This window comes from Pseudomonas capeferrum (assembly GCF_000731675.1).
Taxonomy (GTDB): domain Bacteria; phylum Pseudomonadota; class Gammaproteobacteria; order Pseudomonadales; family Pseudomonadaceae; genus Aquipseudomonas; species Aquipseudomonas capeferrum.
Genome location: NZ_JMIT01000001.1, coordinates 1199444 through 1222756 on the forward strand (window position 1 = coordinate 1199444; position 23313 = coordinate 1222756).

Annotated in this window: 19 protein-coding genes, 2 pseudogenes and 1 riboswitch; of the genes and pseudogenes, 12 read left to right on the forward strand and 9 right to left on the reverse strand. The window is 63.8% G+C overall.

Translation table 11 applies throughout. From position 1 onward, the window contains the following. Window positions 1–2 precede the first annotated feature (2 nt). From mgrA to PC358_RS05320, 3 genes are all read right to left on the reverse strand, one after another. The gene (gene mgrA, locus PC358_RS05310; protein WP_033697994.1) at window positions 3–1046 is read right to left on the reverse strand and encodes an L-glyceraldehyde 3-phosphate reductase; all 1044 of its coding nucleotides are present in this window, start codon (window positions 1044–1046) and stop codon (window positions 3–5) included. Continuing rightward, entirely contained in the window at window positions 1043–2377 is a 1335-nt protein-coding gene (locus tag PC358_RS05315) for an LLM class flavin-dependent oxidoreductase (protein ID WP_033697995.1), read from the reverse strand. The genes mgrA and PC358_RS05315 overlap by 4 nt, the downstream gene beginning before the upstream one ends. A gap of 97 nt (window positions 2378–2474) precedes the next feature. Then, complete coding sequence (locus PC358_RS05320; protein ID WP_033697996.1) at window positions 2475–4679, reverse strand: TonB-dependent receptor; 2205 nt, start codon at window positions 4677–4679, stop codon at window positions 2475–2477. 260 nt (window positions 4680–4939) lie between these two features. Here PC358_RS05320 and PC358_RS05325 point away from each other — a divergent pair, with 260 nt between their 5' ends. From PC358_RS05325 to PC358_RS05365, 9 genes and pseudogenes are all read left to right on the forward strand, one after another. Continuing rightward, a complete protein-coding gene (locus tag PC358_RS05325; protein ID WP_033697998.1) occupies window positions 4940–5986 on the forward strand; it encodes a LacI family DNA-binding transcriptional regulator in 1047 nt (348 codons plus the stop codon). Between the two features lie 6 nt (window positions 5987–5992). Then, window positions 5993–6526: pseudogene (locus PC358_RS05330) on the forward strand (LysR family transcriptional regulator); the annotation flags it as partial. A gap of 265 nt (window positions 6527–6791) precedes the next feature. Further along, window positions 6792–7013, forward strand: a riboswitch (cobalamin riboswitch). Window positions 7014–7111: 98 nt separating this feature from the next. Then, entirely contained in the window at window positions 7112–7297 is a 186-nt protein-coding gene (locus PC358_RS05335; RefSeq protein ID WP_027593390.1) for a CbtB domain-containing protein, read from the forward strand. A gap of 9 nt (window positions 7298–7306) precedes the next feature. Further along, window positions 7307–7999: a CbtA family protein gene (locus PC358_RS05340; protein ID WP_033697999.1), complete on the forward strand. Its 693-nt coding sequence runs from the start codon at window positions 7307–7309 to the stop codon at window positions 7997–7999. Window positions 8000–8016: 17 nt separating this feature from the next. After that, complete coding sequence (locus PC358_RS05345) at window positions 8017–8409, forward strand: cobalamin biosynthesis protein (protein WP_033700058.1); 393 nt, start codon at window positions 8017–8019, stop codon at window positions 8407–8409. Window positions 8410–8440: 31 nt separating this feature from the next. Next, a complete protein-coding gene (cobM, locus tag PC358_RS05350; RefSeq protein WP_033698000.1) occupies window positions 8441–9193 on the forward strand; it encodes a precorrin-4 C(11)-methyltransferase in 753 nt (250 codons plus the stop codon). Between the two features lie 66 nt (window positions 9194–9259). After that, a complete protein-coding gene (locus PC358_RS05355) occupies window positions 9260–9502 on the forward strand; it encodes a DUF1272 domain-containing protein (protein ID WP_033698001.1) in 243 nt (80 codons plus the stop codon). 222 nt (window positions 9503–9724) lie between these two features. Next, window positions 9725–10339 carry a response regulator transcription factor gene (locus tag PC358_RS05360; protein ID WP_033698002.1) on the forward strand — a complete coding sequence of 205 codons (615 nt, stop codon included), beginning with the start codon at window positions 9725–9727 and terminating at the stop codon, window positions 10337–10339. A gap of 11 nt (window positions 10340–10350) precedes the next feature. Continuing rightward, window positions 10351–13623: a transporter substrate-binding domain-containing protein gene (locus tag PC358_RS05365; protein WP_033698003.1), complete on the forward strand. Its 3273-nt coding sequence runs from the start codon at window positions 10351–10353 to the stop codon at window positions 13621–13623. Here PC358_RS05365 and PC358_RS28380 read toward each other — a convergent pair. From PC358_RS28380 to gntR, 3 genes and pseudogenes are all read right to left on the reverse strand, one after another. After that, on the reverse strand, window positions 13598–14092 hold the full coding sequence (locus PC358_RS28380; protein ID WP_238338555.1) for a methyl-accepting chemotaxis protein: 495 nt from the start codon (window positions 14090–14092) through the stop codon (window positions 13598–13600). The two genes, PC358_RS05365 and PC358_RS28380, sit on opposite strands and share 26 nt — an antisense overlap. Window positions 14093–14134: 42 nt before the next feature. Then, window positions 14135–14917 (reverse strand): annotated as a pseudogene (locus PC358_RS28385) (PAS domain-containing protein); the annotation flags it as partial. Window positions 14918–15053: 136 nt separating this feature from the next. Further along, window positions 15054–16073 (reverse strand): HTH-type transcriptional regulator GntR, encoded by a 1020-nt coding sequence (gene gntR / locus PC358_RS05375; RefSeq protein ID WP_033698005.1) that lies wholly within the window; start codon window positions 16071–16073, stop codon window positions 15054–15056. A 207-nt stretch (window positions 16074–16280) separates the two neighbouring features. On the opposite strand from gntR, the gene PC358_RS05380 reads away from it, so the two are divergent. From PC358_RS05380 to PC358_RS05390, 3 genes are all read left to right on the forward strand, one after another. Then, window positions 16281–16820 carry a gluconokinase gene (locus tag PC358_RS05380; protein ID WP_033698006.1) on the forward strand — a complete coding sequence of 180 codons (540 nt, stop codon included), beginning with the start codon at window positions 16281–16283 and terminating at the stop codon, window positions 16818–16820. Between the two features lie 111 nt (window positions 16821–16931). Beyond that, on the forward strand, window positions 16932–18284 hold the full coding sequence (locus PC358_RS05385) for a GntP family permease (protein ID WP_033698007.1): 1353 nt from the start codon (window positions 16932–16934) through the stop codon (window positions 18282–18284). A gap of 87 nt (window positions 18285–18371) precedes the next feature. Continuing rightward, window positions 18372–18656 carry a hypothetical protein gene (locus tag PC358_RS05390; protein ID WP_033698008.1) on the forward strand — a complete coding sequence of 95 codons (285 nt, stop codon included), beginning with the start codon at window positions 18372–18374 and terminating at the stop codon, window positions 18654–18656. A 20-nt stretch (window positions 18657–18676) separates the two neighbouring features. Here PC358_RS05390 and PC358_RS05395 read toward each other — a convergent pair whose 3' ends face one another. The 3 genes from PC358_RS05395 to PC358_RS05405 form a co-directional block, all read right to left on the reverse strand. Beyond that, a complete protein-coding gene (locus tag PC358_RS05395) occupies window positions 18677–20104 on the reverse strand; it encodes a sigma-54-dependent transcriptional regulator (RefSeq protein WP_033698009.1) in 1428 nt (475 codons plus the stop codon). Next, window positions 20073–21566 carry a sensor histidine kinase gene (locus tag PC358_RS05400; RefSeq protein WP_033698010.1) on the reverse strand — a complete coding sequence of 498 codons (1494 nt, stop codon included), beginning with the start codon at window positions 21564–21566 and terminating at the stop codon, window positions 20073–20075. Before PC358_RS05400 ends, PC358_RS05395 begins: the two co-directional genes overlap by 32 nt. A 285-nt stretch (window positions 21567–21851) precedes the next feature. Further along, window positions 21852–23312 (reverse strand): sensor histidine kinase, encoded by a 1461-nt coding sequence (locus tag PC358_RS05405; protein ID WP_033698012.1) that lies wholly within the window; start codon window positions 23310–23312, stop codon window positions 21852–21854. Between the last annotated feature and the right edge of the window lies 1 nt (window position 23313).

The following is a 23313-nucleotide window of genomic DNA, read 5'->3' on the forward strand; positions in this document are numbered from 1 at the left end:
GGTCACTCCTTCCAGTCGGTCGAGGGTTTTTCCCAGAGGTTGATCCCGCCTTCCACGGCGTACTGGTCGATGGCCGCCAGCTCCTCGGGGGTGAACGCCAGGTTGTCGAGCGCGGCAACGTTTTCGATGATCTGCTCGGGCCGGCTCGCGCCAATCAGCGCCGAACTCACGCGCGGGTCGCGCAGCGTCCAAGCCAGGGCCAGCTGGGCCAGGCTCTGGCCACGCTCACGGGCAATGTCGTTGAGCGCACGGGCACGGGCGATGTTGGCCTGCGACAGGTGCTGAGGCAACAACGAGCCACCGCCAGCGCGGTTGACCCGGGCATCGGCGGGAATGCCGTTCAGGTACTTGTCGCTGAGCAGGCCCTGCGCCAGCGCGGTGAACACGATCACCCCGGCGCCGAGCGCGTCGGTGGTGGCCAGCAGGTCGCGCTCGATCCAGCGGTTGAACAGGTTGTACGAAGGCTGGTGTATCAGCAATGGCACTTTCAGTTCAGCCAGCAGTGCGGCAATCTCGGCGGTCTTGCCGGCCGAGTAGGAAGAAATGCCCACATACAGCGCCTTGCCCTGGCGCACGATGTCGGCCAGGGCAATGGCGGTTTCCTCCAGCGGGGTGTCGGCATCGAAGCGGTGCGAATAGAAGATGTCGACGTAATCGAGGCCCAGGCGCTGCAGGCTCTGGTCCAGGCTGCTGATCAGGTATTTGCGCGAGCTGCCGCCCTGCCCGTACGGGCCAGGCCACATGTCCCAACCCGCCTTGCTCGAGATGATCAGCTCGTCGCGGTAGCTGCGCAGGTCCTCACGCAGCAACCGGCCGAAATTGCGCTCGGCGCTGCCATAGGGCGGGCCGTAATTGTTGGCTAGGTCGAAGTGGTTGATGCCGGCATCGAATGCCGTGCGCAGCAAGGCGCGCTGGGTGTCGATAGGCGTCGCGTCGCCAAAATTGTGCCACAGGCCCAGGGACAGGGCCGGCAACACCAGGCCACTGCGGCCGACACGGCGGTAAGGCATGCGCGCGTAGCGCTCGGGGTTGGCGGCGTAGCTCATGGTTGACCTCGTTCGGTAAAGAAGGGATTGGCAGGGCGTTGCAGGCCCAGGTGTTGACGCAAGGTTCGGCCCTGGTACTGTCGGCGGAACAGCCCGCGGCGCTGCAGTTCGGGCACGACCTGGTGGGCGAAATCCTCAAGCCCGAGGGGCAAGTGCGGCACCAGCACGTTGAAGCCATCAGCGCCGCGGCCCTCGAACCAGGCCTGCAGTTCATCGGCGATGTGCGTCGCAGTGCCGATCAGGCTGTAGTGCCCTCGCCCGCCGGCGATGCGCCGGCCCAGCTGCGCCAGTGTCAGTTGTTCGTTGCCGGCCAGTTCGGTAAGCAGTTGCTGGCGGCTGCGCTGGCCATCTTCGGTGGGCGGCAGTTCGGGCAGCGGGCCGTCAAGCGGGTAACCGGACAGGTCGAAGTTGCCGAGCATGCGCCCGAGCAAACCGACGCCTACACGCGGGTCGACCCGTTCCTGAAATTGCTGGAACTTCTCTTCGGCTTCAGCCTGGCTGTGCCCGACCACCACAAACACGCCGGGCATGATCTTCAGCGAATCCTCGTGCCGCCCGTACGCGGCCAGGCGGTCCTTGAGGTCGGCATAGAAGGCTTGGGCGCGGACCAGGCTCGGTTGCGCGGTAAACACCACTTCGGCAGTTTGCGCGGCCAGCTCGCGACCGGCTTGCGAGGACCCGGCCTGAACCAGCACGGGCCGCCCCTGGGGCGAACGTGCAACGTTCAGCGGGCCTTTGACGCGAAAGTGCTCACCGGCATGGTTCAGTGCGCGCACGCCATCAGGGCGGTGGAACAACCCGCTGGCCTTGTCACGCACGAAGGCATTGTCCGCCCAGCTGTCCCACAGGCCCTGTACCACCTGCTGGAACTCACGGGCCCGGGCATAACGCTCGGCATGCGGGATATGCGCCTGGCGGCCAAAGTTGCCGGCTTCGGCGGCCGCATCGGAGGTGACCAGGTTCCAGCCGGCGCGGCCACCGGACAGATGGTCCAGCGAGGCGAACTTGCGGGCCACGTGGTACGGCTCGTTGTAACTGGTGGTGGCGGTGGCGATCAGGCCGATGTGCTCGGTGACTGCGCTCAGTGCCGAGAGCAAGGTCAGCGGCTCGAAGTAGGTGGAGCGGGCGCTGTGGCTGGCCAAGGCGTCAGTTGGCGCGGCGACGCTGTCAGCGACGAACAACGCGTCGAAGCAGGCAGCCTCGGCGATCTGCGCGGCGCGGCGGTAGCTGCTGAAGTCCATGGGGTCGGCCGGTACGTCCGGGTGGCGCCAGGCGGCCACGTGGTGCCCGGTGGCCATGAGGAAGGCGCCCAGGCTGAGTTGGCGACGCATGTCGATCTCCTTGTGAAGGATTAAGGTCGCAAGCAAGCTGTCTGCACGGTGGGTGCTTCTGCCATCCAACCGTGCGTGCCCGGCATGCTGCGGTTAGTCAGAAGTCCTTGCGCACCTGCACGCCGAAGTAGCGCCCGTCATCGCGCGGCACGGAGCGGTAGATATAGTCACCGCCGCTGGCCAGCATCTGCGCATACGACTTGTCAACCAGGTTCTTGCCCAACAACGCCACGCGCCAGCCGTCGTTGTAGTCGGCCAAGGCGATGCTGGCGTTCCAGATGCCGTAGGCGCCTTGCATGGTGTCGGGGTTCTGGTCGAGGCTGAACTGCACCGCGTCCTGCCAGCTGTAGTCACTGGAAAGCTCGACATCCAGGCCGTTGTCCAGCGGGATCACGTAGTCCGCGCGCACGTAGGTCTTCCAGTCCGGGGTAAACGGCAAGTGGCCACCGTCGATGTTGCAGTTGGCGGCCGCCCCTGCCGGGCAGTTGAAGTGATCGACACGGGCCTTGGTGTAGGCCACCGCCGTGGTGAGCTTCAATTGCGACGTGGCCTGGAAGCTGGCGTCCAGCTCCACACCCTGGGTCTTGACCTTGCCGGCGTTGACCAGGCGGGTTACCACCTGGTTGGCCACCGTGTCGAAGAAGTTGGCCTGGTAGTTGTCGTAGTCGGTGTGGAATACCGCCAGGTTGGCCGTCAGGCGGTTGTCTAGCGCCGTGCTTTTCAGGCCGATTTCGTAGGCGTCGGAGGTTTCCGGTTTGAGGGCGTCAGTGTCGCGCGGCTGCATGTTGAAGAACACGTTGTAGGCCGGGCCTTTGTAGCCGCGCGAATAGGTGACGTAGCCAGTCAGGTTGTCGCTGAAGTCGTACTGCAGGCCGGTGCGCCCGCTCCAGCCGTCTTCATCCACCGAACCCGAGCTTGCCGTCGAGGGCTGGATGCCGGTGACCGCAGTGGCCGAGGTAGAGACGCGGCGGTGATCGTATTCCAGGTCGTCGTGGGTCCAGCGCAGGCCGAAGATGGCCCGCAAGTCGTCAGTGAAGTTGAAGGTGTTCTCACCGAACAGCGCGACGCTGTCGTTGCTTGTCGAGTATTCCGCCCGCCCGTTGTTGGCCACGCTGTCGTTGACCGACAGGCGCCGGTAGGTTTCGTTGGAGGTGCCGTGCATGTAGAAGGCGCCGAGCACGTACTCGTTGAACTGCCCTTTGGGCGAGGTCAGGCGAAACTCCTGGCTGTACTGGTCATAGTCCACAGTGCCCTTGTCATGGGAGGCAGTCACGGGCAGCAATGCACGGCGGTCGCCGTCCTGGTACTGGGTGTTGTCCCAGCCGCGCCAGGCGCTGATCGAGGTCAGCGTGTAGTCACCCAGCTGCCAGTCGAGCTGGGCCGACAGGCCCTGGTTCTGGTCTTCGACATGGGTCTTGAAGTCGCTGTTGATGTCGCGGTTGTGGGTACTTGGCGTGACGGGGCGCAGTGGGTCGGCAACCCCGGCACTCGCGCGGGTGATCACACCGCTGGGCAGCGTGTCTTCGCCTTTCATGTAGTCGGCGATCAAGGTCAGGCGCAGCTCTTCGCTGGGTTCGAACTCCAGCTTGCCACGGGCTCCCTTGCGTTGGTAACCGTTGACGTCTTGGCCGTTGGCGACGTTTTCGACATTGCCGTCGTAGTCGCCCCACAGGGTGCTCAGCGAACCCTTGAGCTGTTCGCTGAGGCGTCCACCGATGCCGAAGCGCAGGCGGTTCTCGTCGCCACCGCCAAAGTGCGAGTAGTCCACATAACCCTGGGTGTGCTCGGGGATGGCCTTGCTGACCACGTTCAGCACACCGGCCGAGGCGTTCTTGCCGAACAGCGTGCCTTGCGGGCCACGCAGTACCTCGATGCGCTCCAGGTCGAGCAGGTCGAGGGTAGACTGCCCGGGGCGGCCAAACACGACGCCGTCGACCACCGTGGCCACGGTAGGTTCGACGCCGGGGGATGTGGAAATGGTGCCGACACCACGGATGAACAGCGACGTGTCCTTGTTCGAAGCGCCTGCACGGTAATTGAGGGTTGGCACCTGCTGAACGATGCTGGCCACGTTGTTGCGGTTGTCACGCTCGAGCTGCTCACCGTCGATCACCGATACCGCCACGGGTACTTCCTGCAGGGTGGCCTCGCGGCGGGTGGCGGTGACGGTCACCGCGCCCAGCGCCGTGGCTTGCGCTGCTTGGGCAGGTTCAGCGGCTTGGGCGCCCTGGCCGAAGGCGGCCAACAGAATAGCCGCTACCAGCGGCCGGCGTTGCGTGGTTGGAAACGGAGTTGTCTGCATGCTGCTCACTGCCTTATGGGACCAGACCAGGCCCACATTCACGGGCCGACACGGAGGGTGCTGTGGTTGTCTGGTCTCGCTCGAGCGAGTGGCAGGCGCTTGCCAACAGCAGCGCTTGTTAGCGCTAACATGAACAAGTATCAGAGCCTGTTGCTTAGCACGTCAAATACTTAAAAGTCAGATTAATATGCAATAAAGCTATTTGTCAGCAGCCCTTACGTTAGCGCTAACATCGCGCCATTTCCCCAGGAGGCGAGCCCGTGAGCCAGGCCAATGATCCACCCCGCAAGCGTCGTGGCGCAGGCCGTGCCACGCTGGCCGACGTGGCACGCGCCGCCGAGGTTTCGGCAATCAGCGTGTCGCGCTACTTCAACCAGCCCGAGCAAGTGTCGCCGCCCCTGCGCGAGCGCATTGAGGCTGCCGTGCAGGCGCTGGGCTATGTCCCTAACCTGGTTGCCGGTGGCCTCGCCTCGGCGCGGGGGCGCATTGTTGGCATGGTGATACCGAACATCTCGGGGCCCATTTTCGCCCAGACCATCCAGGCCTTCAGCGACACCCTCAGCCGCCACGGCTATCAGTTGCTGTTGGCGTCCAGCTACTTCAGCGAAGAACAGGAAGAGAGCGCAGTACGCGCCTTCCTCGGCTGGTCGCCCGCAGCGCTGGTGGTCACCAGCCATTTTCATAGCCCGGCGACTGAAAAGATGCTGGCCGAGGCAGACGTGCCGGTGGTGGAAATCTGGGATTACCGCCCCGAGCGGGCGCCCTTGCAGGTCGGCTTTCTGCATCACCAGGTGGGCGTGCAGGCATGCCGCTACCTGCTGGACAAAGGGTATCGACGCATTGCCTTCGTGCAGAACAGCGCGGCCGGTGACCTGAGTGCGCTGGAGCGGCGCGACGGGTACATCGAGGCCTTGCGCGATGCCGGGCTTGAGCCCTGGGTTTTCGTGCCCTCGGCTGATTGCGCGCCGTTCGAGGCGGGCAAGCAGGCGATGCAAGCGCTGATCCGCCGTGCGCCGCGGCCCGAAGCGATCCTCTTCGCCAACGACAACCTGGCCGCAGGCGCCGTGCTCGCCGGCCAACGTGCAGGGCTGCGGCTGCCGCAAGACATGGCGATCGTCGGCTTTGGCGACTACCCGTTCGCCGACATGCTGTTGCCCAGCCTGACCACACTCAGGCCGCCGTCGCGGGAGATTGGCGAGGTGGCGGCCTTGCGCGTGTTGCAGCACCTGGGCGTGGTCGCCCATGAAGGCGAAGTGCAGCGCCTGAACCTGCTGACGTGCGAGTTGGTGGCCCGCGAAAGCGCCTGACGGGCACTGACCCAGCCGGCCATCACCCGCCGGGTGCAGAACTTCGAGGAAGACCTCGGCGCCACCCTCCTCGACCGCAACACCAAACCGCTCAAGCCCACGCCAATGGGCCTGCGGGTGTATGAGCAATGCAAGGCGATCCTGCGCGAGATCGACTCGCTGCGTGAATTGGTGGCCAATGACGGTGCCCCGTCGGGCACCTTGCGCCTAGGCGTGCCGCAGACCCTGGGCGATGTGGTGCTGCTCGACGCCCTGGCGCAGATACGTGATACCTACCCGGTGCTGCGCACCCAGGTCACCAGCGGCTGGGTGCTCAACCCTGACGGCTGCGGTTTTCGCGCGGGGCTGCAGCGTGCCTTGAGCGAACAGGGGCTGAGTTTGTCGATCAACCTGGAGACCATTGGCACCGACCTGCAACTGGGGCTCGTCGCCAGCGGCCAAGGGCTGGGTTTGTGGCTGTTCCATCCGCGTTATCTGGGCAACCTGCAGGAGCCGGTGGAGCTGTTCGGCGAGATTGCCGGTAATCGCCTGCAGGCGTGACGCTGGCCGCTCCGGCAATGGCAATCACACCGCAATCGCGATGGCCAGCGAACCCGCCGCCTCGGCACTGGGCACGGTGATCGTCACCGGCAACTGCGCCGCTTCCGGCGCATAGGTCACCAACGGCATCTCACCGGCCGAGGCCAGCAGCGCCAGCCGCAACAGCTTACGGTGGCTACTACTTCGGCCGGGTCACCTACAACTTCTGAAATACTTTTCGCGCGCGAACCGCTGTGCAATTGACGCAAAACCTGCCTCGTGGTCTCCTAATGCCTCGCGTTCAGGTGCCCCTTCAGGGGTGAAACGGGAAACCGGTGCGTCACAGGCCCTCAATCAGGGCCGGACAAACCCGGTGCTGCCCCCGCAACGGTAAGCGAGCGAAGCGTCTAGACCACTGTGCCGCATCATCTGGCATGGGAAGGGGCGCTTTTCAGGAGCGCTGCTCCTCCTCGTTAGCCCGGAGACCGGCCTGGCGTTCATGAACAACACCCCCGCGGTGGGCGGGCGCTGTCGCATTCCCCTGGGCGGATCACGTTCGGGGCTGCCGCGCTTGCCCGTTGCCCACAAAAAGCAGAGGAACGCGTCATGCCCGTCACCAGCGCCAAACACAGCATTGCCACCCCCGTTACCCTCAGTCAGCGTGTCGTCATCGCCGTCGGCGCCAGCCTGCTCGGCCTGTGCCTGGTCTACTTTGCCGGCTTCTCGCACATCGAGGCCGTGCACAACGCGGCCCACGACACCCGTCACAGCGCTGCCTTCCCCTGCCACTGAGTACGCCCCATGATCACGCGCATCGCCCGTACCGCGGGCTTCAGCGGGCTGCTTGCAGCCTTGCTGCTGACCCTGCTGCAAAGCTTCTGGGTTGCTCCTTTGATCCTTGAGGCGGAAACCTACGAGTCTGCAGCCCCTGCTGCCGAGCATCACGCACACGGCGCCGAAGGGGCCGCGGCGCATGAACACAGCGACGAAGCCTGGTCGCCCGAAGATGGCTGGCAGCGCATCCTGTCCACCACCGGCGGCAACCTGGTGGTCGCGGTCGGCTTCGCCTTGATACTCGCCGCCTTGTACAGCCTGCGTGAGCCCAAGCGCGCAGCGACAGGGGCGCTGTGGGGCCTGGCAGGCTTCGCGGTGTTCTGCCTGGCCCCTACCCTGGGCCTGCCACCGGAGCTGCCGGGCACCGCCGCCGCTGACCTGGGGCAACGTCAGGCCTGGTGGATCGGCACCGCAAGTGCCACCGCGTTAGGCCTGGCACTGCTGGTGTTCGCCCGCCACTGGCTGGTGAAGGCGCTGGGCGCGGTGTTGCTGGTGCTGCCGCATGTCATCGGCGCACCGCAACCTGAGGTTCATCAGAGCCTCGCACCCGAGGCCCTGGAAGCGCAGTTCAAGATCGCCTCCTGGCTAACCAACGCGGCCTTCTGGGTGGCCTTGGGGCTGCTCAGCGCGTGGCTGTTCCGCCGCTCCAGCCAGGCCTGATGGCGGTCGACACCTCGATGCCGGCACTGTACGCCGGCTTCGGCTGCCGCCGGGGCTGCCCGGCGGACACCCTCGAAACCCTGCTGCGCCAGGCCCTGGACCACCACGGCCTGGCACTGCCAGCGCTGCGCGGTATCGCCAGCATCGTCTTGAAGGCCGACGAACCCGGCTTGCAGCTACTCGCCACGCGCCTCGGCGTGCCGTTGCTGCTGTACGATGACAGGCAACTTGCCCCCTACGAACCGCTGCTCAGCCATCGCTCGGTCATTGCCCACGCACACAGCGGTTGCTGGGGTGTGGCAGAGAGCGCGGCGCTGGCCATGGCCAGCCAGCACCTCGGCGCTGCCAGGCTGCTGGTTACCCGCCAGGTGTACGGGCCGGCTACCCTCGCCCTGGCCTGCGGGCGATAATTGCGCCAACCATTCATTGCAAGGATTTTCCATGACGGTCTACTTCATCGGCGCCGGCCCCGGCGACCCGGAACTGATCACGGTCAAGGGCCAGCGCCTGATCCGCCAGTGCCCGGTGATCATCTATGCCGGCTCCCTGGTGCCCGCTGCCGTACTCGATGGCCACCAGGCCGAGACCGTGATCAACAGCGCCGAGCTGCACCTGGAGCAGATCATCAGCGCCATGCGCACGGCACACGCACGAGGCCAGGACGTGGCCAGGGTGCACAGCGGTGACCCGAGCCTGTATGGCGCGATCGGCGAGCAGATCCGCCACCTGCGTGAGCTGGGCATCGACTACCAGATCATTCCGGGTGTCACCGCCACCGCCGCCAGCGCGGCGTTGCTGGGCTGCGAGCTGACCTTGCCGCAGGTCTCGCAAACGGTGATTCTGACCCGCTTCGGCGACAGCTCGCCGATGCCCCCCGGCGAGCAACTGGCCGATCTGGCGCGCCATGGCAGCACCTTGGCCATCCACCTGGGCGTGAAACACCTGCCGCGGATCGTCAGCGAGCTGTTACCCCACTATGGCCAACAGTGCCCGGTTGCCGTGGTCCATCGCGCCACCTGGCCGGACCAGGACTGGGTGCGTGGCACCCTGGAAGACATCGTCGAACGCGTTGCTCTCAAGGATTTTCGCCGTACCGCGCTGATCCTCGTCGGCCATGTGCTGGGCGATACGCCGTTCGCCGAATCGGCCCTGTACCGGGCCGGGCACGCACACCTCTATCGCCCCGGCGACTGAGCATTGCCAGCCTTGGCACTGGCGTAGCAGACTCAAGGCTCCCGCCTGCAAACAGGAGCCATGCCAATGCTGGAACTTCGACCCAACTGCGAGTGTTGCAACGCCGACCTGCCGGGGGATAGCCCGGACGCGTTGATCTGCTCGTTCGAATGCACGTTCTGCCGTACCTGTGCCGACACTCGCCTGCACGGCCGCTGCCCCAACTGCGCCGGCCAGTTGCTGGCACGCCCGACACGGGTCGGCCAAGCGCTGGCCAACAACCCTGCCTCGACCCTGCGCGTAGTCAAACCCCACCCCGCTTGCGCCTGACAGCCCTGCGCAAATAGGCATCGTCACGCCACGCTGGCGGTGCTTATCCCCGTTTTTTGTAGGACTTTTCAACAATTCCTACTAGGTTAATCAACAGTCCTATACTCGGCATTACCAAACTTCGGGAATGGTCGTATCTTGCAGCGCTTCCGATAACCCCACTTGCAGACGTATTCCTGAGTGTTCCAGGAAGCGGACCACACCCCTACAGGAGTTTTCTTGATGACAACCGTCCTGATCGTCGACGACCACCCTATCGTCCGGCTGTCCCTGCGCCTATTGCTCGAACGGGAGCGCTTTAACGTCGTCGGCGAAGTCGCCAATGGCAGCGAAGTCGCCCAGGTGGCGCGTGAACTGCGGCCGGACGTGGTGCTTCTGGACATCGGCCTGCCCGGCCTGGACGGCATGGAGGTGATCAAGCGGCTTCAGTGCCTCGAGCCGGTGCCCAAGATCATGGTGCTGACCGGCCAGGCCACCGACCTTTATGTACGGCGCTGCCTGGATGCCGGCATCGGCGCCTTCGTCACCAAAGACGAAGACCACGAAGCCTTGCTGTTTGCACTCAAGGCCCTGGTCAAAGGCTATTCGACCTTCCCGCAGATGTCGGTCAACAGCAACTCGCTGGAGAGCGAGTCGATACGCCTGGGCAGCCTGTCCAACCGCGAAATGGAAGTGTTGCGGCGCCTTGCGCGCGGCGAAAACAACAAGAATATCGGCACCTGCATGAACCTCAGTGCCAAGACCATCAGCACCTATCGCGGCCGCATCATGGACAAGCTCAAGACCGAATCGCTGGTGGAAATGGTCGACCTGGCCAAGCGCAACAGCGTTAACTGAGCCCAGCTGCCATGAAGCGCCTGCTGGCGAGCGTTCTACTGGTCATCGGCCTGGCCGGCTCCACCGGCCTGTTTGCCGACAGCGAACCGAGGCAATTGTTGGCGCGCTCGATCAGCGCCGCAGCGCCCTTGCAACTGGGCGACCAGGACCGCCAATGGCTGCAGCAGCGCGGCCGCCTGGTGCTGGGCAGTTCGCGGCCTGATTACCCGCCGTTCGAAATCAACATCAGCCAGCATGATTACGAGGGCCTGAGCGCCGATTATGCAGGCATCATCGCCGAGCAACTGGGCGTCCCGATCGAAGTCCGGCGTTTCGACAACCGCCACCAAGCGATTGCCGCGCTGCGCGACGGCCGCATCGACCTGCTGGGTAGCTCCAACGCATTCGAGGCGGCGGATGCCCAGCTCGGCCTTAGCGAGCCTTACGCCGACGACCTGCCGGTGATCGTTACGCGCGAAGGCCGCACCTTGAAAAACACCCCAGACTTCAATGGCCTGCGCCTTGCGATGGTCGACCACTACCTGCCCGCCAATACCGTGAGCGCGCTCTACCCCAAGGCGCAATTGAGCCTGTACCGCTCAACCCTGGCGGGCCTTGCCGCAGTGGAATTGGGCGAGGCCGATGCCTACCTGGGCGATGCCATCAGCACGGATTTTCTCATCGGCAAGAGTTACCAGGGCACGGTAAAGATCGACCACTTCTGCAAGGTGCCGCCCGGCACCTTCGCGTTTGCCCTGGCCAACGACAACCAACGCCTGCGCAGCCTGATCGACAAGGCCTTGGGCAGAATCACCGAAAGCGAGCGCCTGACCATCCTGCGCCGCTGGACCAGCGGCAATACCAGCCTGCTGCTGGAGCGCCACCTGGCGGCCCTGACCGCTGAAGAAACCGACTGGATCGCCCGCAACCCCACCGTCAAAGTGCTGGTCAACACGTCGCTGGCGCCGCTGACCTTCAACGACGCACAGCACCGCGCCAGCGGCATCACCCTGGAACTGCTCAAGCAGATATCCCTGCGCACCGGGCTGCAGTTCAAGCCGCTGGAAAGCCAGTCGGCGCAGGCGATGCTCGAGCGCCTGGGGCGCGGCGAGGCGCACATGATCGGCGCCCTGGGCTACGGCACGGAGCGCGCCAGGCAATTGCGTTTTACCCGCCCCTACCTGGTCAGCCCACGGGTACTGGTCACCCGCAACGACGCGACATCGCCTGCCCAGGCCAAGGCCCTCGATGGCCAGCGCATAGCCTTGGTACGCGGTTCGCCGCAACGGGCAGAACTCAAGCGTCGCTACCCACGCGCCAAGGTGGTCGAAGTGGACAACCCCCTCGGGCTGATGGAAGCAGTGGCCAACGGCGCCGCCGACGTGGCCTTGAGCAACCACATCAACGCCACCTACTACATCAACCACGTGTTCAAGAACCAGCTGCGCATCGCCAGTGTGCTGGACGACAGCCCGGCCATCGCGGCATTTGCGGTGGCCTCGGACCAACCGCAACTGCAGGCCATTCTCGACAAGGCACTGCTGAGCATCCCGCCAGAAGAGCTGGACCAGCTGATCAACCGCTGGCGCACCAGCACACTGGTCAGTGACAGCCCATGGCGCGATTACCGCACGCTGGCGCTGCAAGTGCTGGTACTGTCGGCGCTATTGCTGGCCGGGGTGGTGTTCTGGAACAGCTACCTGCGCAAACTGATCCACCAGCGCACCGACGCCCAGCATGCCCTGCAGGCCCAGCTGGCATTGAGCCGCGGCCTGCTCGAACAGCTGCGCCAGGCCAAGGACGACGCCGAACAGGCCAGCCAGACCAAGAGCACCTTCCTGGCCACCATGAGCCATGAAATCCGCACACCCATGAACGCGGTGATCGGCCTGCTCGAACTGGCCCTGGAAGACAGTCGCGCCGGCCGCTGCGATACCCAGACCTTGCAGACTGCCCACGATTCGGCCATCGGTCTGCTGGAGCTGATCGGCGACATCCTCGACATTTCGCGTATCGAGTCTGGGCACATGACCTTGCAACCGGTCCCCTGCAACCTGGTCGAACTGGTACGCAACACGCTGCGGGTATTCGAAGGCAATGCGCGGATCAAAGGCCTGCACCTGCACAGTGCGCTGCCACCTTCAGCGGGTTGGGTCATGGCAGACCCGCTGCGGCTCAAGCAGGTGCTCTCCAACCTGATCAGCAACGGCATCAAGTTCACCGAGCGCGGTGAAGTGCATGCCAGCCTGACCCTGTCGGCCCAAGGCAGCAGCGGCGAGATGCAAGTTGAGCTGTGCGTGCGTGACACCGGCATTGGTATCAGCCCTGAAGACCAGGCACGCCTGTTCAATGCCTTCGCCCAGGCCGACGGCCCGCGGGCACGCCAGGGCGCTGGCCTGGGGCTGGTCATCAGCCGTACCCTGGCCGAACTGATGGGCGGTACGCTCAGCCTGCACAGCGTCGAAGGCGTGGGCACCAAGGTGCAGGTCAGCCTGCAACTGCCGGCCAGCCAGGCGCCCGCGCCTGCCGAAGCGCTTGCCCCTGTCCTTGAAAGCAGCAGCGGCCCGCTGAACGTTCTGGTGGTCGACGACTACCCTGCCAATTTGCTCTTGCTGGAGCGGCAACTGAACACGCTGGGGCATCGCGTGACCCTGGCTGAGAACGGCGAAGCGGCGCTGACGCGCTGGCAGGCGGCCCGGTTCGACCTGGTGATCACCGACTGCAGCATGCCGATCATGGACGGCCACGAACTGACTCGGCGCATCCGCAGCCTCGAAAGCGAAGGCGCGCTGGCGCCTTGCCGGATTCTCGGCGTCACCGCCAACGCACAGGCTGAAGAGCGTGCACGCTGCCTGGCCAGTGGCATGGATGAATGCCTGTTCAAGCCCATTGGCCTGCAAACCCTCAAAACCCACCTGCCGCACGCCAGCGTGCATGCGCAGCCTGTGCCAGCCCAAGGCAGTGGTTTCAACCTGAACGAATTGCGCCACCTGACTCAGGACGATGAACAACTGACGCGGCACCTGCTGGAACAATTGTCGCAGAGCGCCAGCGAAGACCTGGCCGCGCTGCGTGCGCTCGGCCCCGACGCCAGTGGCGATGCGGTGCGTGCCTTGGCCCATCGCATCAAGGGCGGGGCAAAAATGCTCAAGGTACGCACACTGGTCAAGGACTGCGAAGCCATCGAGCATGCGCAAGCCCAAGGGCTGCCTACGGCTGAACTAAGGCAGCAACTGCAGGCCAGCATGCAGAGCTTGCTGCACGAACTGGCCGACGCCCTCAGTGCAATTGCAGCGTCGAACTGATCTGGCTGATCGCATCGACCACGTGGCGTGAGCCCTGCTGGATTTCCATGATCACCGTGCCGGCTTCGTTGGCCAGGGCGACGCCATGGCCGGTGCGGGTCAGGCTCGACTGCATGCTGGCCACCGCCAACAGCGACAGGTCGTGGTTCTGGCGCACCACATCGACGATCTCCAAGGTTGCCTTGCTGGTACGCGCCGCCAGGTTGCGCACTTCATCAGCGACCACGGCAAACCCGCGCCCATGCTCGCCGGCACGTGCCGCTTCGATGGCGGCGTTCAGTGCCAGCAAATTGGTCTGGTCGGCAATACCGCGAATGGTCAGGACAATCTGGCCGATCACATCCGACTGTTTGCTCACCGCGTCGATGCTGCGCGCCGCGTCATTGAGCTCTTGGGAAATCTGCTCGATCACCTGCACCGCCTGTTGCACCACCTCGGTACCCTTGCGCGCGCAGGCATCGGTCTGCATGGAGCTGGCGTGGGCGGCATCGGCGGCACTTTGCTGGGTGCAGACCTGGCTGGTGATATCGCTGGCGAACTTGACCACCTTGTACAGCCGGCCCTTGCTGTCGAAGATCGGGTTGTAAGAGGCTTCAAGAAAGACCGTCTGGCCTTGCTTGTTGACCCGCTCGAAGCGGTGCGAGTGGTATTCCCCACGGTTGAGCGACGCCCAGAACTCCCGGTACGCCGACGACTCCCGCTCCTGCGGCAGGCAGAACAGCCCGTGGTGGCGCCCCACCACCTCTTCCAGGCGATAGCCCATGGTGGTGAGAAAATTCGGGTTGGCCTTGATGACCCGGCCGTCAGGGGTGAACTCGATCACAGCCATGGAGCGGCCGATGGCCTTGAGCAGGCTTTCACTCTCGTGCTCCTGCATGACCCGCTGGCTGATGTCCGACGCCACCTTGATCACGCTGGTGACTTGCCGCTGCTCATCCAGCACCGGCATATAGCTGGCTTCAAGCCAGACCTCACGCCCTGCCTTGTCGACCCGCTCGAAGGTGCCGCTGATAGCCTTGCCCTGCCCCAGTTCGCGCCAGAGCTGCTGGTATTCGGCTGTCTTGACGTAGGCCGAGTCGCAGAACAGCCGATGATGCTTGCCGCGTAATTCTTCGACGCTGTAACCCATGGCCTGGCAGAAGCGCTCGTTGGCGTCGAGAATGGTCCCATCCGGCGCGAACTCGATCATCGCCATCGAACGGCTGATTGCCGCGAGCTTTGCTTGCGCACTGGCCAGTGCCTGGTGACTACGCTGGATCTCGACGAGGTCGGACTTGCGATGGAAATCGAACATGACGCCGGGCTCCTTTATGCGCGGGGTTTCCTGAGCATAGATGGGCAACAGCGCCGTGCAAGCACATTGATATCACTTTGTAATTAGTCCCCGAGGCCTTCAAACACGAGGCGCTGAGCCTGAAGAACTCTAAGCCTCAAGAACTCTCGCGCACCATCAGTTCGAACCCAAGGTCCTGCTGCTCGTTGGTCACCCGCTTGCCGTCAAGCAACGTCAGCAGCGCCAGTGCCGCCCCCCGGCCTACGGCCGCCCTAGGTGTGCGAATCGAGGTCAACCGCGGCACCATGTGCGCCGAGGCGGGCAAATCGTTGAACCCCACCATCGCCACCTGCCGCGGTACCTCAACCCCTTGGCGCAGCGCCTGCAGCACAGCGCCCTGGGCCAGGTCGTCGTTGCAGAAAAAGATGCCGTCGACATCCGGCGCCTGCTGCATCAGCTGGCTGAACAACGCACTGCCCAACGCGATGGAAGAAGGCTCGGGCGCCAGGATTTCCAGCTCAGTCGCTTGCAGCCCCGCTTCGCTCAGGGCCTGGCGGAACCCCTCGGCGCGCTGCATCACCCGCGGGTCGAGCTGCGCGGCAATGAACGCCAAGCGCCGCCGCCCGCGTTCGATCAGGTGCTTGGCAGCCGCACGCCCGGCCTGTTGCTGCGAAAAGCCCACCGACAATGCACCCGCCTCGCCACCCAACTCCATCATGTGCACGCAGGGCACGCCACTGGCCGCCAGCATCTGTCGCGATGCGTCACTGCGCTCGAAACCGGTCAGCAGCATGCCGCAAGGCTGGTAGGCCAGGTAGTTGCGGATCAGGTTCTCTTCTTCGGCAATATCGTAGTGATAGTTGCCGATCAAAACCTCAAGCCCGCGCGGGCGCATCACCTCGTGAATGGCTTCGAGGGTGTCGATGAACAACTGGTTGGACAATGACGGGATCAGCACCACCACCGACTGGCTGCGGGCCGAGGCGAGTGCGCGGGCGGCCGGGTTGGCGACATAGCCCAGGCTCGCCGCAGCAGCGGCAACCTTTTCGGCCAGCGCCGGGGCAACCGTGCTGACCCCGCGCAAGGCGCGGGATGCGGTGATCGGGGAAACCCCGGAAAGCCTGGCGACTTCTGCCAGGGTGGGACGACCGGTGGTGCGGGAGCCTGTTCGGGACATGAATGTTGTAATTTTACTACTTGCCAAGGGAGGGGAACGGCCACTAAGGTAGCGCTGTCTCAGGACGCAGGCAATGTAATCTTTGGTAGCCGTTCCGCGTGCTCGCTGCCAAGCGTCCATACTGCGTAAGGACAAGACCAATAACACCGGGTAGGTGGCTGTTCGTCAGCGACGAGACAGCGCTACCTCACCCCGCAGGAGGTACTGATGAATTCTCCCCTGTCCGCCATTGTGGTGATGGGCGTGGCTGGCTGCGGCAAAAGCTGCGTCGGTGCCGCCATTGCCGCCAGAAGCGGCGGCCGCCTGATCGAAGGCGACGCTTTTCACCCTGCCGAAAACATCCGCAAGATGAGCGCTGGCATCCCGCTGGACGACAACGACCGTGCCGGCTGGCTGGTGCACCTGGGCCAGGAGCTGCAGGCCACGGTCAACGCGGGCGAGCGCCCGATCCTCACCTGTTCTGCCCTCAAGCGCCGCTACCGCGATACCTTGCGCGCCTCCATGCCCGGCCTGGTGTTTGTGTTCCTCGAACTCACCCCTGCCGAGGCAGAAAAGCGCGTACTGGCCCGCCCTGGGCATTTCATGCCGGCAAGCCTCATCGACAGCCAGTTTGCAGCCCTCGAAGCCCCGCATGGCGAGCCGCTGACGCTGCCCCTGGACGCCACCCAGCCCATCAATGTGCTTGCCGAGACGGTAGACAGCTGGCTAAAGCCCTGCGGTGAGCGGGACCTGGCGCAAACGGCCTGAACCAGGCGGTTTTTCCGGCTCACCAAAGACAGCGCTGTCTCGACCAATGAAAGCGCCTGAAGTTCAATAAAGCAACGCCCAAAACAACGATAAGACCGAGGCATAAAAACCATGTTCGGACTGGCTACTGATACCTTCCTGCTGCTCGACGCCCTGGTAACCATCATCGGGCTGATCCTGCTGATCACCCATTTCAAAGTTCACCCCTTCGTCGCCCTCACCCTCGCGGCCGGCTTCCTCGGCCTTACCTCCGGCATGCCGGTGGCCAAGGTGATGAAATCGTTCCAGGACGGTTTTGGCGGCGTACTGGGCTTCGTCGGCATCGTGCTCGCCTTGGGCACCATGCTTGGCAAGCTGATGGCCGATTCCGGCGGCGCCGACCAGATCGCGCAGACGCTGATCCGCGCCTTCGGCAAGAAGAACGTGCACTGGGCCATGATGTTCGCCGCCTTCCTGGTCGGCATCCCGCTGTTCTTCGAGATCGGCTTCGTGCTGCTGATTCCGCTGGTATTCATCGTCGCCCGGCGTTCCGGGGTCTCGTTGGTGAAAATCGGCATCCCGCTGCTGGCCGGCCTGTCCGTGGTTCACGGCCTGGTGCCGCCGCACCCGGGGCCGCTGTTGGCGATCGGCATCTTCAATGCCGACATCGGCAAGACCATCTTCTATGGCCTGATCGTGGCGCTGCCTACCGCGATCATCGCTGGCCCGCTGTTCGGCAACTTCATCTCGCGTTACATCCCCGGTAACCCGTCCCAGGAGCTGATGGACCAGATCGCCAAGGAGTCCGACCAGGGCAACCTGCCGAGCTTCGCCGTCACCCTGCTCACGGTGCTGCTGCCGGTGGCGCTGATGCTGCTCAAGACCTTTGCCGACGTGGTGCTGCCCGCCGAGCATATCGTGCGGCAGTGGATGGACCTGATCGGCCACCCCATCACCGCCCTGCTCGCCGCCTTGCTGCTGGCCTTCTATACCTTCGGCGCGGCGCGTGGTTTCAACCGCCAGCAGATCATGAAGATGCTCGACCAGAGCCTGGCACCGACCGCTGCCATCGTGCTGATCGTAGGGGCTGGCGGCGGCTTCAAGCAGATGCTGGTGGATACCGGGGTCGGCAACGTGATCGGGCAGATGGCGGTGCAGGCGGAAATCTCGCCGATCATGCTGGCCTGGCTGGTGGCGGCGGTGATCCGCATCGCCACCGGCTCGGCGACGGTCGCCACCATCACCGGCGCAGGGATCGTCGCACCCGTGATCGACATGGTACCGGGGGTCAACCGTGAGCTGCTGGTGCTGGCCACTGGCGCGGGCTCGCTGATCCTGTCGCACGTCAACGATGCTGGGTTCTGGCTGGTGAAACAGTACTTCAACATGACCGTGGCCGAGACCTTCAAGACCTGGAGCATGATGGAGACCATCCTTTCGGTGGTGGGCATCATCTTCATCATGTTGTTGTCGATGGTGGTGTGACCGTTGATCGGGATGGGGGCACCCGGCGTCAGCTCGGCGGCCCAATCGAGGTAGAAGCCCTCATCCCGATGCAAAGGAGCTTGCACCATGATCCGCCCCTTCCTGCTCGCAGCCGTGTTTGTTTCGCCGCTGGCCCTCGCGGTCGGCACCGGGCCGACCTACCCCGACGACCCGCACAACCCAGCGCCCCAGCCGGGTGTCGACAGCACCCTCAACCCGATTGAAAAACCGATGCCACGGGATACCGACCCGCGCTTGCAGGGCAATGACCCCGACAGCCCGCCTGCCACGCAGAATGATGAACATGATTTGCCCGGCATGGAGGGTAGCGGTTCGCAAGACAGCAACAAGACAGGCGCCAGCAAGCCCTGACGTCGCTGCGCGCTGAGGGGTTACCACTGCCGCTTGTCTGGCCTGGTTAACCCCAGCTTCTCGATCCGGTAACGCAGCATATCCCGCGACAACCCCAGCATCCGCGCCGACTTGGTCACGTTCCAGTCGGTCCGGTCCAGGGTCTTGCACACCAGGTCCCGCTCCATGTCCGGCAGGCTGGTGCCGGGTTCGGGCTCATGCCGTGGCATCTCGAACACCATAGGCGCCTGTTGCTGAATCAACGGTTCGTCGATCAAGCTCATGCACAAGTTCAGCTGATGGGTCTGGATCACCTCGTTGGGCGCCAGCAGCACTGTCTGCTCCAGCATGTTGCGCAGCTCCCGCACGTTGCCTGGCCAGCTGTAGCCCAGCATCAAGGCCTCGGCCTCGGCGGAAAAACGCAGGTTAGGCTTGCCATAACGGCGGCCATGGTGCGCCAGGAAATGACGAGCCAATAGCAGAATGTCCTGCCCACGCGCATACAACCGCGGCACCTTGAGCGCGATGATGCGCAGCCGGAAGAACAGGTCGCGGCGGAACTTGCCCTGCTGCACCATCTGTTCGAGGTTGCAGTTGGTGGCACTGATTACCCGCAAGTCGACCTTGCGCTCCTTCACCGCACCAATGCGGCGGATGCTGCGGTCTTCGAGCAGCTTGAGCAGCTTGGCTTGCAACACCAGGTCCATCTCGCCGATTTCATCGAGGAACAGCGTGCCCCCATCAGCGGCCTCGACCAGGCCCACCCTGCGCTCCTTGGCATCGGTGAAAGCACCTTTCTCATGACCGAACAACTCCGCTTCGAGCAAATTGGCCGGGATCGACGCGCAGTTGAACTCGATGAACGGCCCCTTGCTGCGCAACCCATCGAAATGCAGTGCCCGGGCCACCAGCTCCTTGCCTGTGCCGGTCTCGCCTTCGACCAGCACCGGGGGCAGGTCGTCGCTGGCCATGCGCCGCTCGGCATCCAGCACCTGGTGCAACGTGTGCTTGAGGCTGAGCATCACCGGCGAGTCGCCGATCAGTGCCTGCAACCCGGACTTCTGCGCCTCGCGCTCCTGGTAGAACGACAGGGTGCGCTCCATCCGCTCGGCCGCCAGGGCCTTGTCCAGGGTCAGCTTGAGCTCGGCCAGAACCACCGGCTTGGTCAGGTAATGGAACGCGCCCTCCTTCATCGCCTGCACGGCGTCTTCGACGTTGCCGTAGCCGGTCATCATGATGACTTTCAGCGCCGGCACCTGTGCCACCAGGGCGCGCAACAGGTCGTGCCCGCTCATGCCGGGCAACGAGTTGTCGGTCAGCACGGCGTCGGGCTGGGCCTGCTTGACCTGCTCCAGTGCAAGCTCGGCACTGTGGCAGACCGTCACCTCATAGCCCTTGAGGCTCAGGTAGGTGCGAATGTTGTCAGCAAGGATTTCATCATCCTCGACTACCAGGATGCTCTGTTCCATGGTCCACTCCCGCTGCGATATTGAAAGTAAGGCTGACGCGGGTTCCTTCCTCTTCGCGGCTGCTCAGGCTGACCGAGCCGCCAAAACGCTCCATGATGCGTTGAGCCAGGGCCAGGCCTACGCCGAGGCCGCCCTGTTTGGTGGTAAAGAATGGTTTGAACACCATCCGTTCCTGCTGCTGGCTCATGCCCTTGCCGGTGTCGCTGAGCAGCATGACCGCACGCTGGCCGTCCGCCACGCTGACCTGGGCGCGCAACACACCGCCTGCGGGCATGGCCTCGATGGCATTGGAAAACAGGCTGTTGAGAATCTGCGTGAGCTGCAGCGGCTGGCTGGCCACGTATTGCAGCTCGGGCCCTTCGTAGCAGAACTGCACCCCGTTGCGCGCGATCTGTTGGGCGAAGGCCAGGTGGGTGTCCTCGATGGCCGCGACCAGGTCCACCGCCTCGGGCTCGTCACTGGCCGGGCGCAGCGATACCAACAGGTCGCGCACCCAGCGTGACATGCGGTCCACCTGGCCGATGATGTCGTTGATGTTCTTCTGCGCGGTGGGGTTGGCGATTTCCTGGGCCAGCTCGGCGCTGGAGCGGATGTTGGCCAACGGGTTGCGCAGGCTGTGGGCCACCGCCGAGGACATTTCGCCCAGCGCCCCGTAGGTTTCGCTGGCCACCAGCCGGTCTTGCTGCTGGTCGAGCATGAGCGCAGCCCGCCGCACGATCCAGAACAGGCCGAAATAGATCAGCGCCCCGCCCACCAGGGTTGAGGCCCAGATCAGCACATAGCCCCGCTGGATACGCCGGATCAAGTCCTGCGGCTCTTTGTAGATCTCGACCATCGACAGCACCTGTTCACCCTGGCTGTCGAACAGCGGGATGTAGTTCTCGATGAACAGGTACTCGGGTTCACGCAGGAATTTCTGTTCTTCACGGTCTTCCTCAGCCTTGTGGTAGCTGGCAGAAACCGCCTTGCGCGAACGGAAGGCGTGCTCCAGGTCGCCATCCTCCTCGATGCGTTTGCCAATCAACTGAGGGTTGGTGGACCAGACGATGGTCCGGTCACGGGCATAGACGTTGGCCAGCAGGGTGTCGGGCAGGTGTTCGACGTGGTCGAGGAATTCGACGCGGGTCGACTCGGCCAGCGCCGGGGTGACTTGCAGGTGCTGTAGGTCCAGGCGGGGGTCGAGCAGTTCACCCATGGTGGTGCCCGGCGGCAACTGCGAATGGCGGACTTCGGCCTGGGCCATGGCCTGGATGAACTGCGCGGTGAGCATGGCGTCGCGCTCGACGCTGTCACGTACCACAAAGCGCGTCGATACGTAACCCAGGCCACCGGCTACCGAGGCGATGATCAACAGGCTGATCAGTGAAAACCAACGCAGCAGGTTGAACTCGCGCAGCGGTGCCGCGAAACCACTGGAGGCCGCAGAGGCTTTGTCGGGCATTTCGTTGTCCAGCATCTGCATTGAGTGGTTCCCGCGCAGGGAGTCCGTTCTGAAGCGCAGCCTTGCTACGGTTGGTAGCAATTCAATAGCACTCCACCTGGGCCGCCGAAGCTGCCATCTGTTGCTATCGGTCTTTGCAAAAACTCAGCCAGCAAATCTAGAAATCGATAAATTGAAGTTTTTTCAATTACTTAGTTTGGATTTTTAATCCAATTTCAAGATCTAACCCCCACCATTGGGTGAAAATTACCCAAAAAACCATAAATACATATAAATCATATAGTTACACAATATATTTAAAGCCAATCATGCGGAACTGACCAACCTGAAGTTCAGCGAAACCCGAGTGCCGTGCCCTTCACTGCTGCTCAACCTCACCGCCCCACCAAAGCGCTCCATGATGCGTTTGACCAGCACCAGGCCAACACCCAGCCCGCCCTGCTTGGTGGTGAAGAACGGCCTGAATGCCATGCGAACCTGCTGCTCGGTCATGCCCTTGCCGGTATCGGACAGGCGCAGGGTGAGGCTGCGCCGGTCCTGGCGCACCACTTCGACACGCAAGGTGCCGCCCTGCTCCATCGACTCCAGCGCGTTGGCGATCAGGCTGCTGAAGATCTGCCTGAGCAATGCCGGGTGCCCGAGTACCTGAACCGCCGGTAACGGCTGCAGGTCAAGCCTCACTGCACAGCGCGTCAGCGGTACGGCAAAGGTCTGCAGGCTTTCCTGCAGTGCCTGCGCCAGGTCCACCGCCGCCGCTTCGTCATTGAGCGGGCGCAGTGACTGCAACAGTTGGCGAATCCACTGCGACATGCGATCGACCTGGTTGATGATGTCGTTGATATTCCGCTGTGCCGGGCCGTCATCAAACGCTTGTGCAAGCTCGGCACTGGAGCGGATGCTCGCCAGCGGGTTGCGCAAACTGTGCGCCACCGCCGAAGACACCTCGCCAAGGGCCACGTAGGTTTCGTTGTTGATCAGCCGCTTCTGCTGCACTGCCAGCAGCTTGGCGGCGCGGCGCATGATGCCGTACAGGCCGATATAGACCAGTGCGGCGCCAACGGTGATCGCCGCCCAGATAAGGATCAGGCCGTGCTCGATGCGCACGATCAGGTCATGGGGCTCCTTGTAGATTTCCACCATGGCCGTGACATGCTCGCCATCGGCGTCGAACAGCGGGATGTAGTTCTCGATGAACAGCTGCACGGGCGGAGTCACGAACTTCTGCTCTTCGCGTGCCTGTTCAAAATCATGGTAGCTGGCAGAGACTCGCATCTTGTATTCGAAGGCGCGATCAAGGTCGTCATCGCCCTCGATCAGCTTGCCGATCAATGCGGGGTTGCTGGACCAGATCACGGTGCGGTCCGGCGCATAGATATTGGCCAACAGCATGTCAGGCAGGTGCGCGATATGGTCAAGGAATTCACCGCGCGCCTTGCGCCGGGCTTCGGGATCGACATCCGGCAGCGCCGTGCGATCGGTGCGCGGGTCAAGCAGCTCGCCCATGGTGCGCACATTGGGGATTGACACGTGGCGCACTTCGGCGTCGGCAATCGAGGTAATGAACTGGGCAGAAAGCAGCGCATCGCGCTCGACGCTTTCGTCGATGATAAAGCGGCTGGAAATCAGCCCCAGGCCGACAGCCACCGAAAAGATGATGGCCAGGCTGACCCAGGCGTACCAGCGCAACAGGTTGAACGGCTTGCGTGGGGTTGCCGCCTCGCTGCCGGCAGGCACTTCGAGGGCGTCGGAACGGGGGGCGATGTCCATG

Coding starts and splice junctions, on each gene's coding strand:
- mgrA (WP_033697994.1), bottom strand. CDS start 1,046: ATGAGCTACGCCGCCAACCCCGAGCGCTACGCGCGCATGCCTTACCGC.
- PC358_RS05315 (WP_033697995.1), bottom strand. CDS start 2,377: ATGCGTCGCCAACTCAGCCTGGGCGCCTTCCTCATGGCCACCGGGCAC.
- PC358_RS05320 (WP_033697996.1), bottom strand. CDS start 4,679: ATGCAGACAACTCCGTTTCCAACCACGCAACGCCGGCCGCTGGTAGCG.
- PC358_RS05335 (WP_027593390.1), top strand. CDS start 7,112: ATGCCCGTCACCAGCGCCAAACACAGCATTGCCACCCCCGTTACCCTC.
- PC358_RS05340 (WP_033697999.1), top strand. CDS start 7,307: ATGATCACGCGCATCGCCCGTACCGCGGGCTTCAGCGGGCTGCTTGCA.
- PC358_RS05345 (WP_033700058.1), top strand. CDS start 8,017: ATGCCGGCACTGTACGCCGGCTTCGGCTGCCGCCGGGGCTGCCCGGCG.
- cobM (WP_033698000.1), top strand. CDS start 8,441: ATGACGGTCTACTTCATCGGCGCCGGCCCCGGCGACCCGGAACTGATC.
- PC358_RS05355 (WP_033698001.1), top strand. CDS start 9,260: ATGCTGGAACTTCGACCCAACTGCGAGTGTTGCAACGCCGACCTGCCG.
- PC358_RS05360 (WP_033698002.1), top strand. CDS start 9,725: ATGACAACCGTCCTGATCGTCGACGACCACCCTATCGTCCGGCTGTCC.
- PC358_RS05365 (WP_033698003.1), top strand. CDS start 10,351: ATGAAGCGCCTGCTGGCGAGCGTTCTACTGGTCATCGGCCTGGCCGGC.
- PC358_RS28380 (WP_238338555.1), bottom strand. CDS start 14,092: ATGCAGACCGATGCCTGCGCGCGCAAGGGTACCGAGGTGGTGCAACAG.
- gntR (WP_033698005.1), bottom strand. CDS start 16,073: ATGTCCCGAACAGGCTCCCGCACCACCGGTCGTCCCACCCTGGCAGAA.
- PC358_RS05380 (WP_033698006.1), top strand. CDS start 16,281: ATGAATTCTCCCCTGTCCGCCATTGTGGTGATGGGCGTGGCTGGCTGC.
- PC358_RS05385 (WP_033698007.1), top strand. CDS start 16,932: ATGTTCGGACTGGCTACTGATACCTTCCTGCTGCTCGACGCCCTGGTA.
- PC358_RS05390 (WP_033698008.1), top strand. CDS start 18,372: ATGATCCGCCCCTTCCTGCTCGCAGCCGTGTTTGTTTCGCCGCTGGCC.
- PC358_RS05395 (WP_033698009.1), bottom strand. CDS start 20,104: ATGGAACAGAGCATCCTGGTAGTCGAGGATGATGAAATCCTTGCTGAC.
- PC358_RS05400 (WP_033698010.1), bottom strand. CDS start 21,566: ATGCAGATGCTGGACAACGAAATGCCCGACAAAGCCTCTGCGGCCTCC.
- PC358_RS05405 (WP_033698012.1), bottom strand. CDS start 23,312: ATGGACATCGCCCCCCGTTCCGACGCCCTCGAAGTGCCTGCCGGCAGC.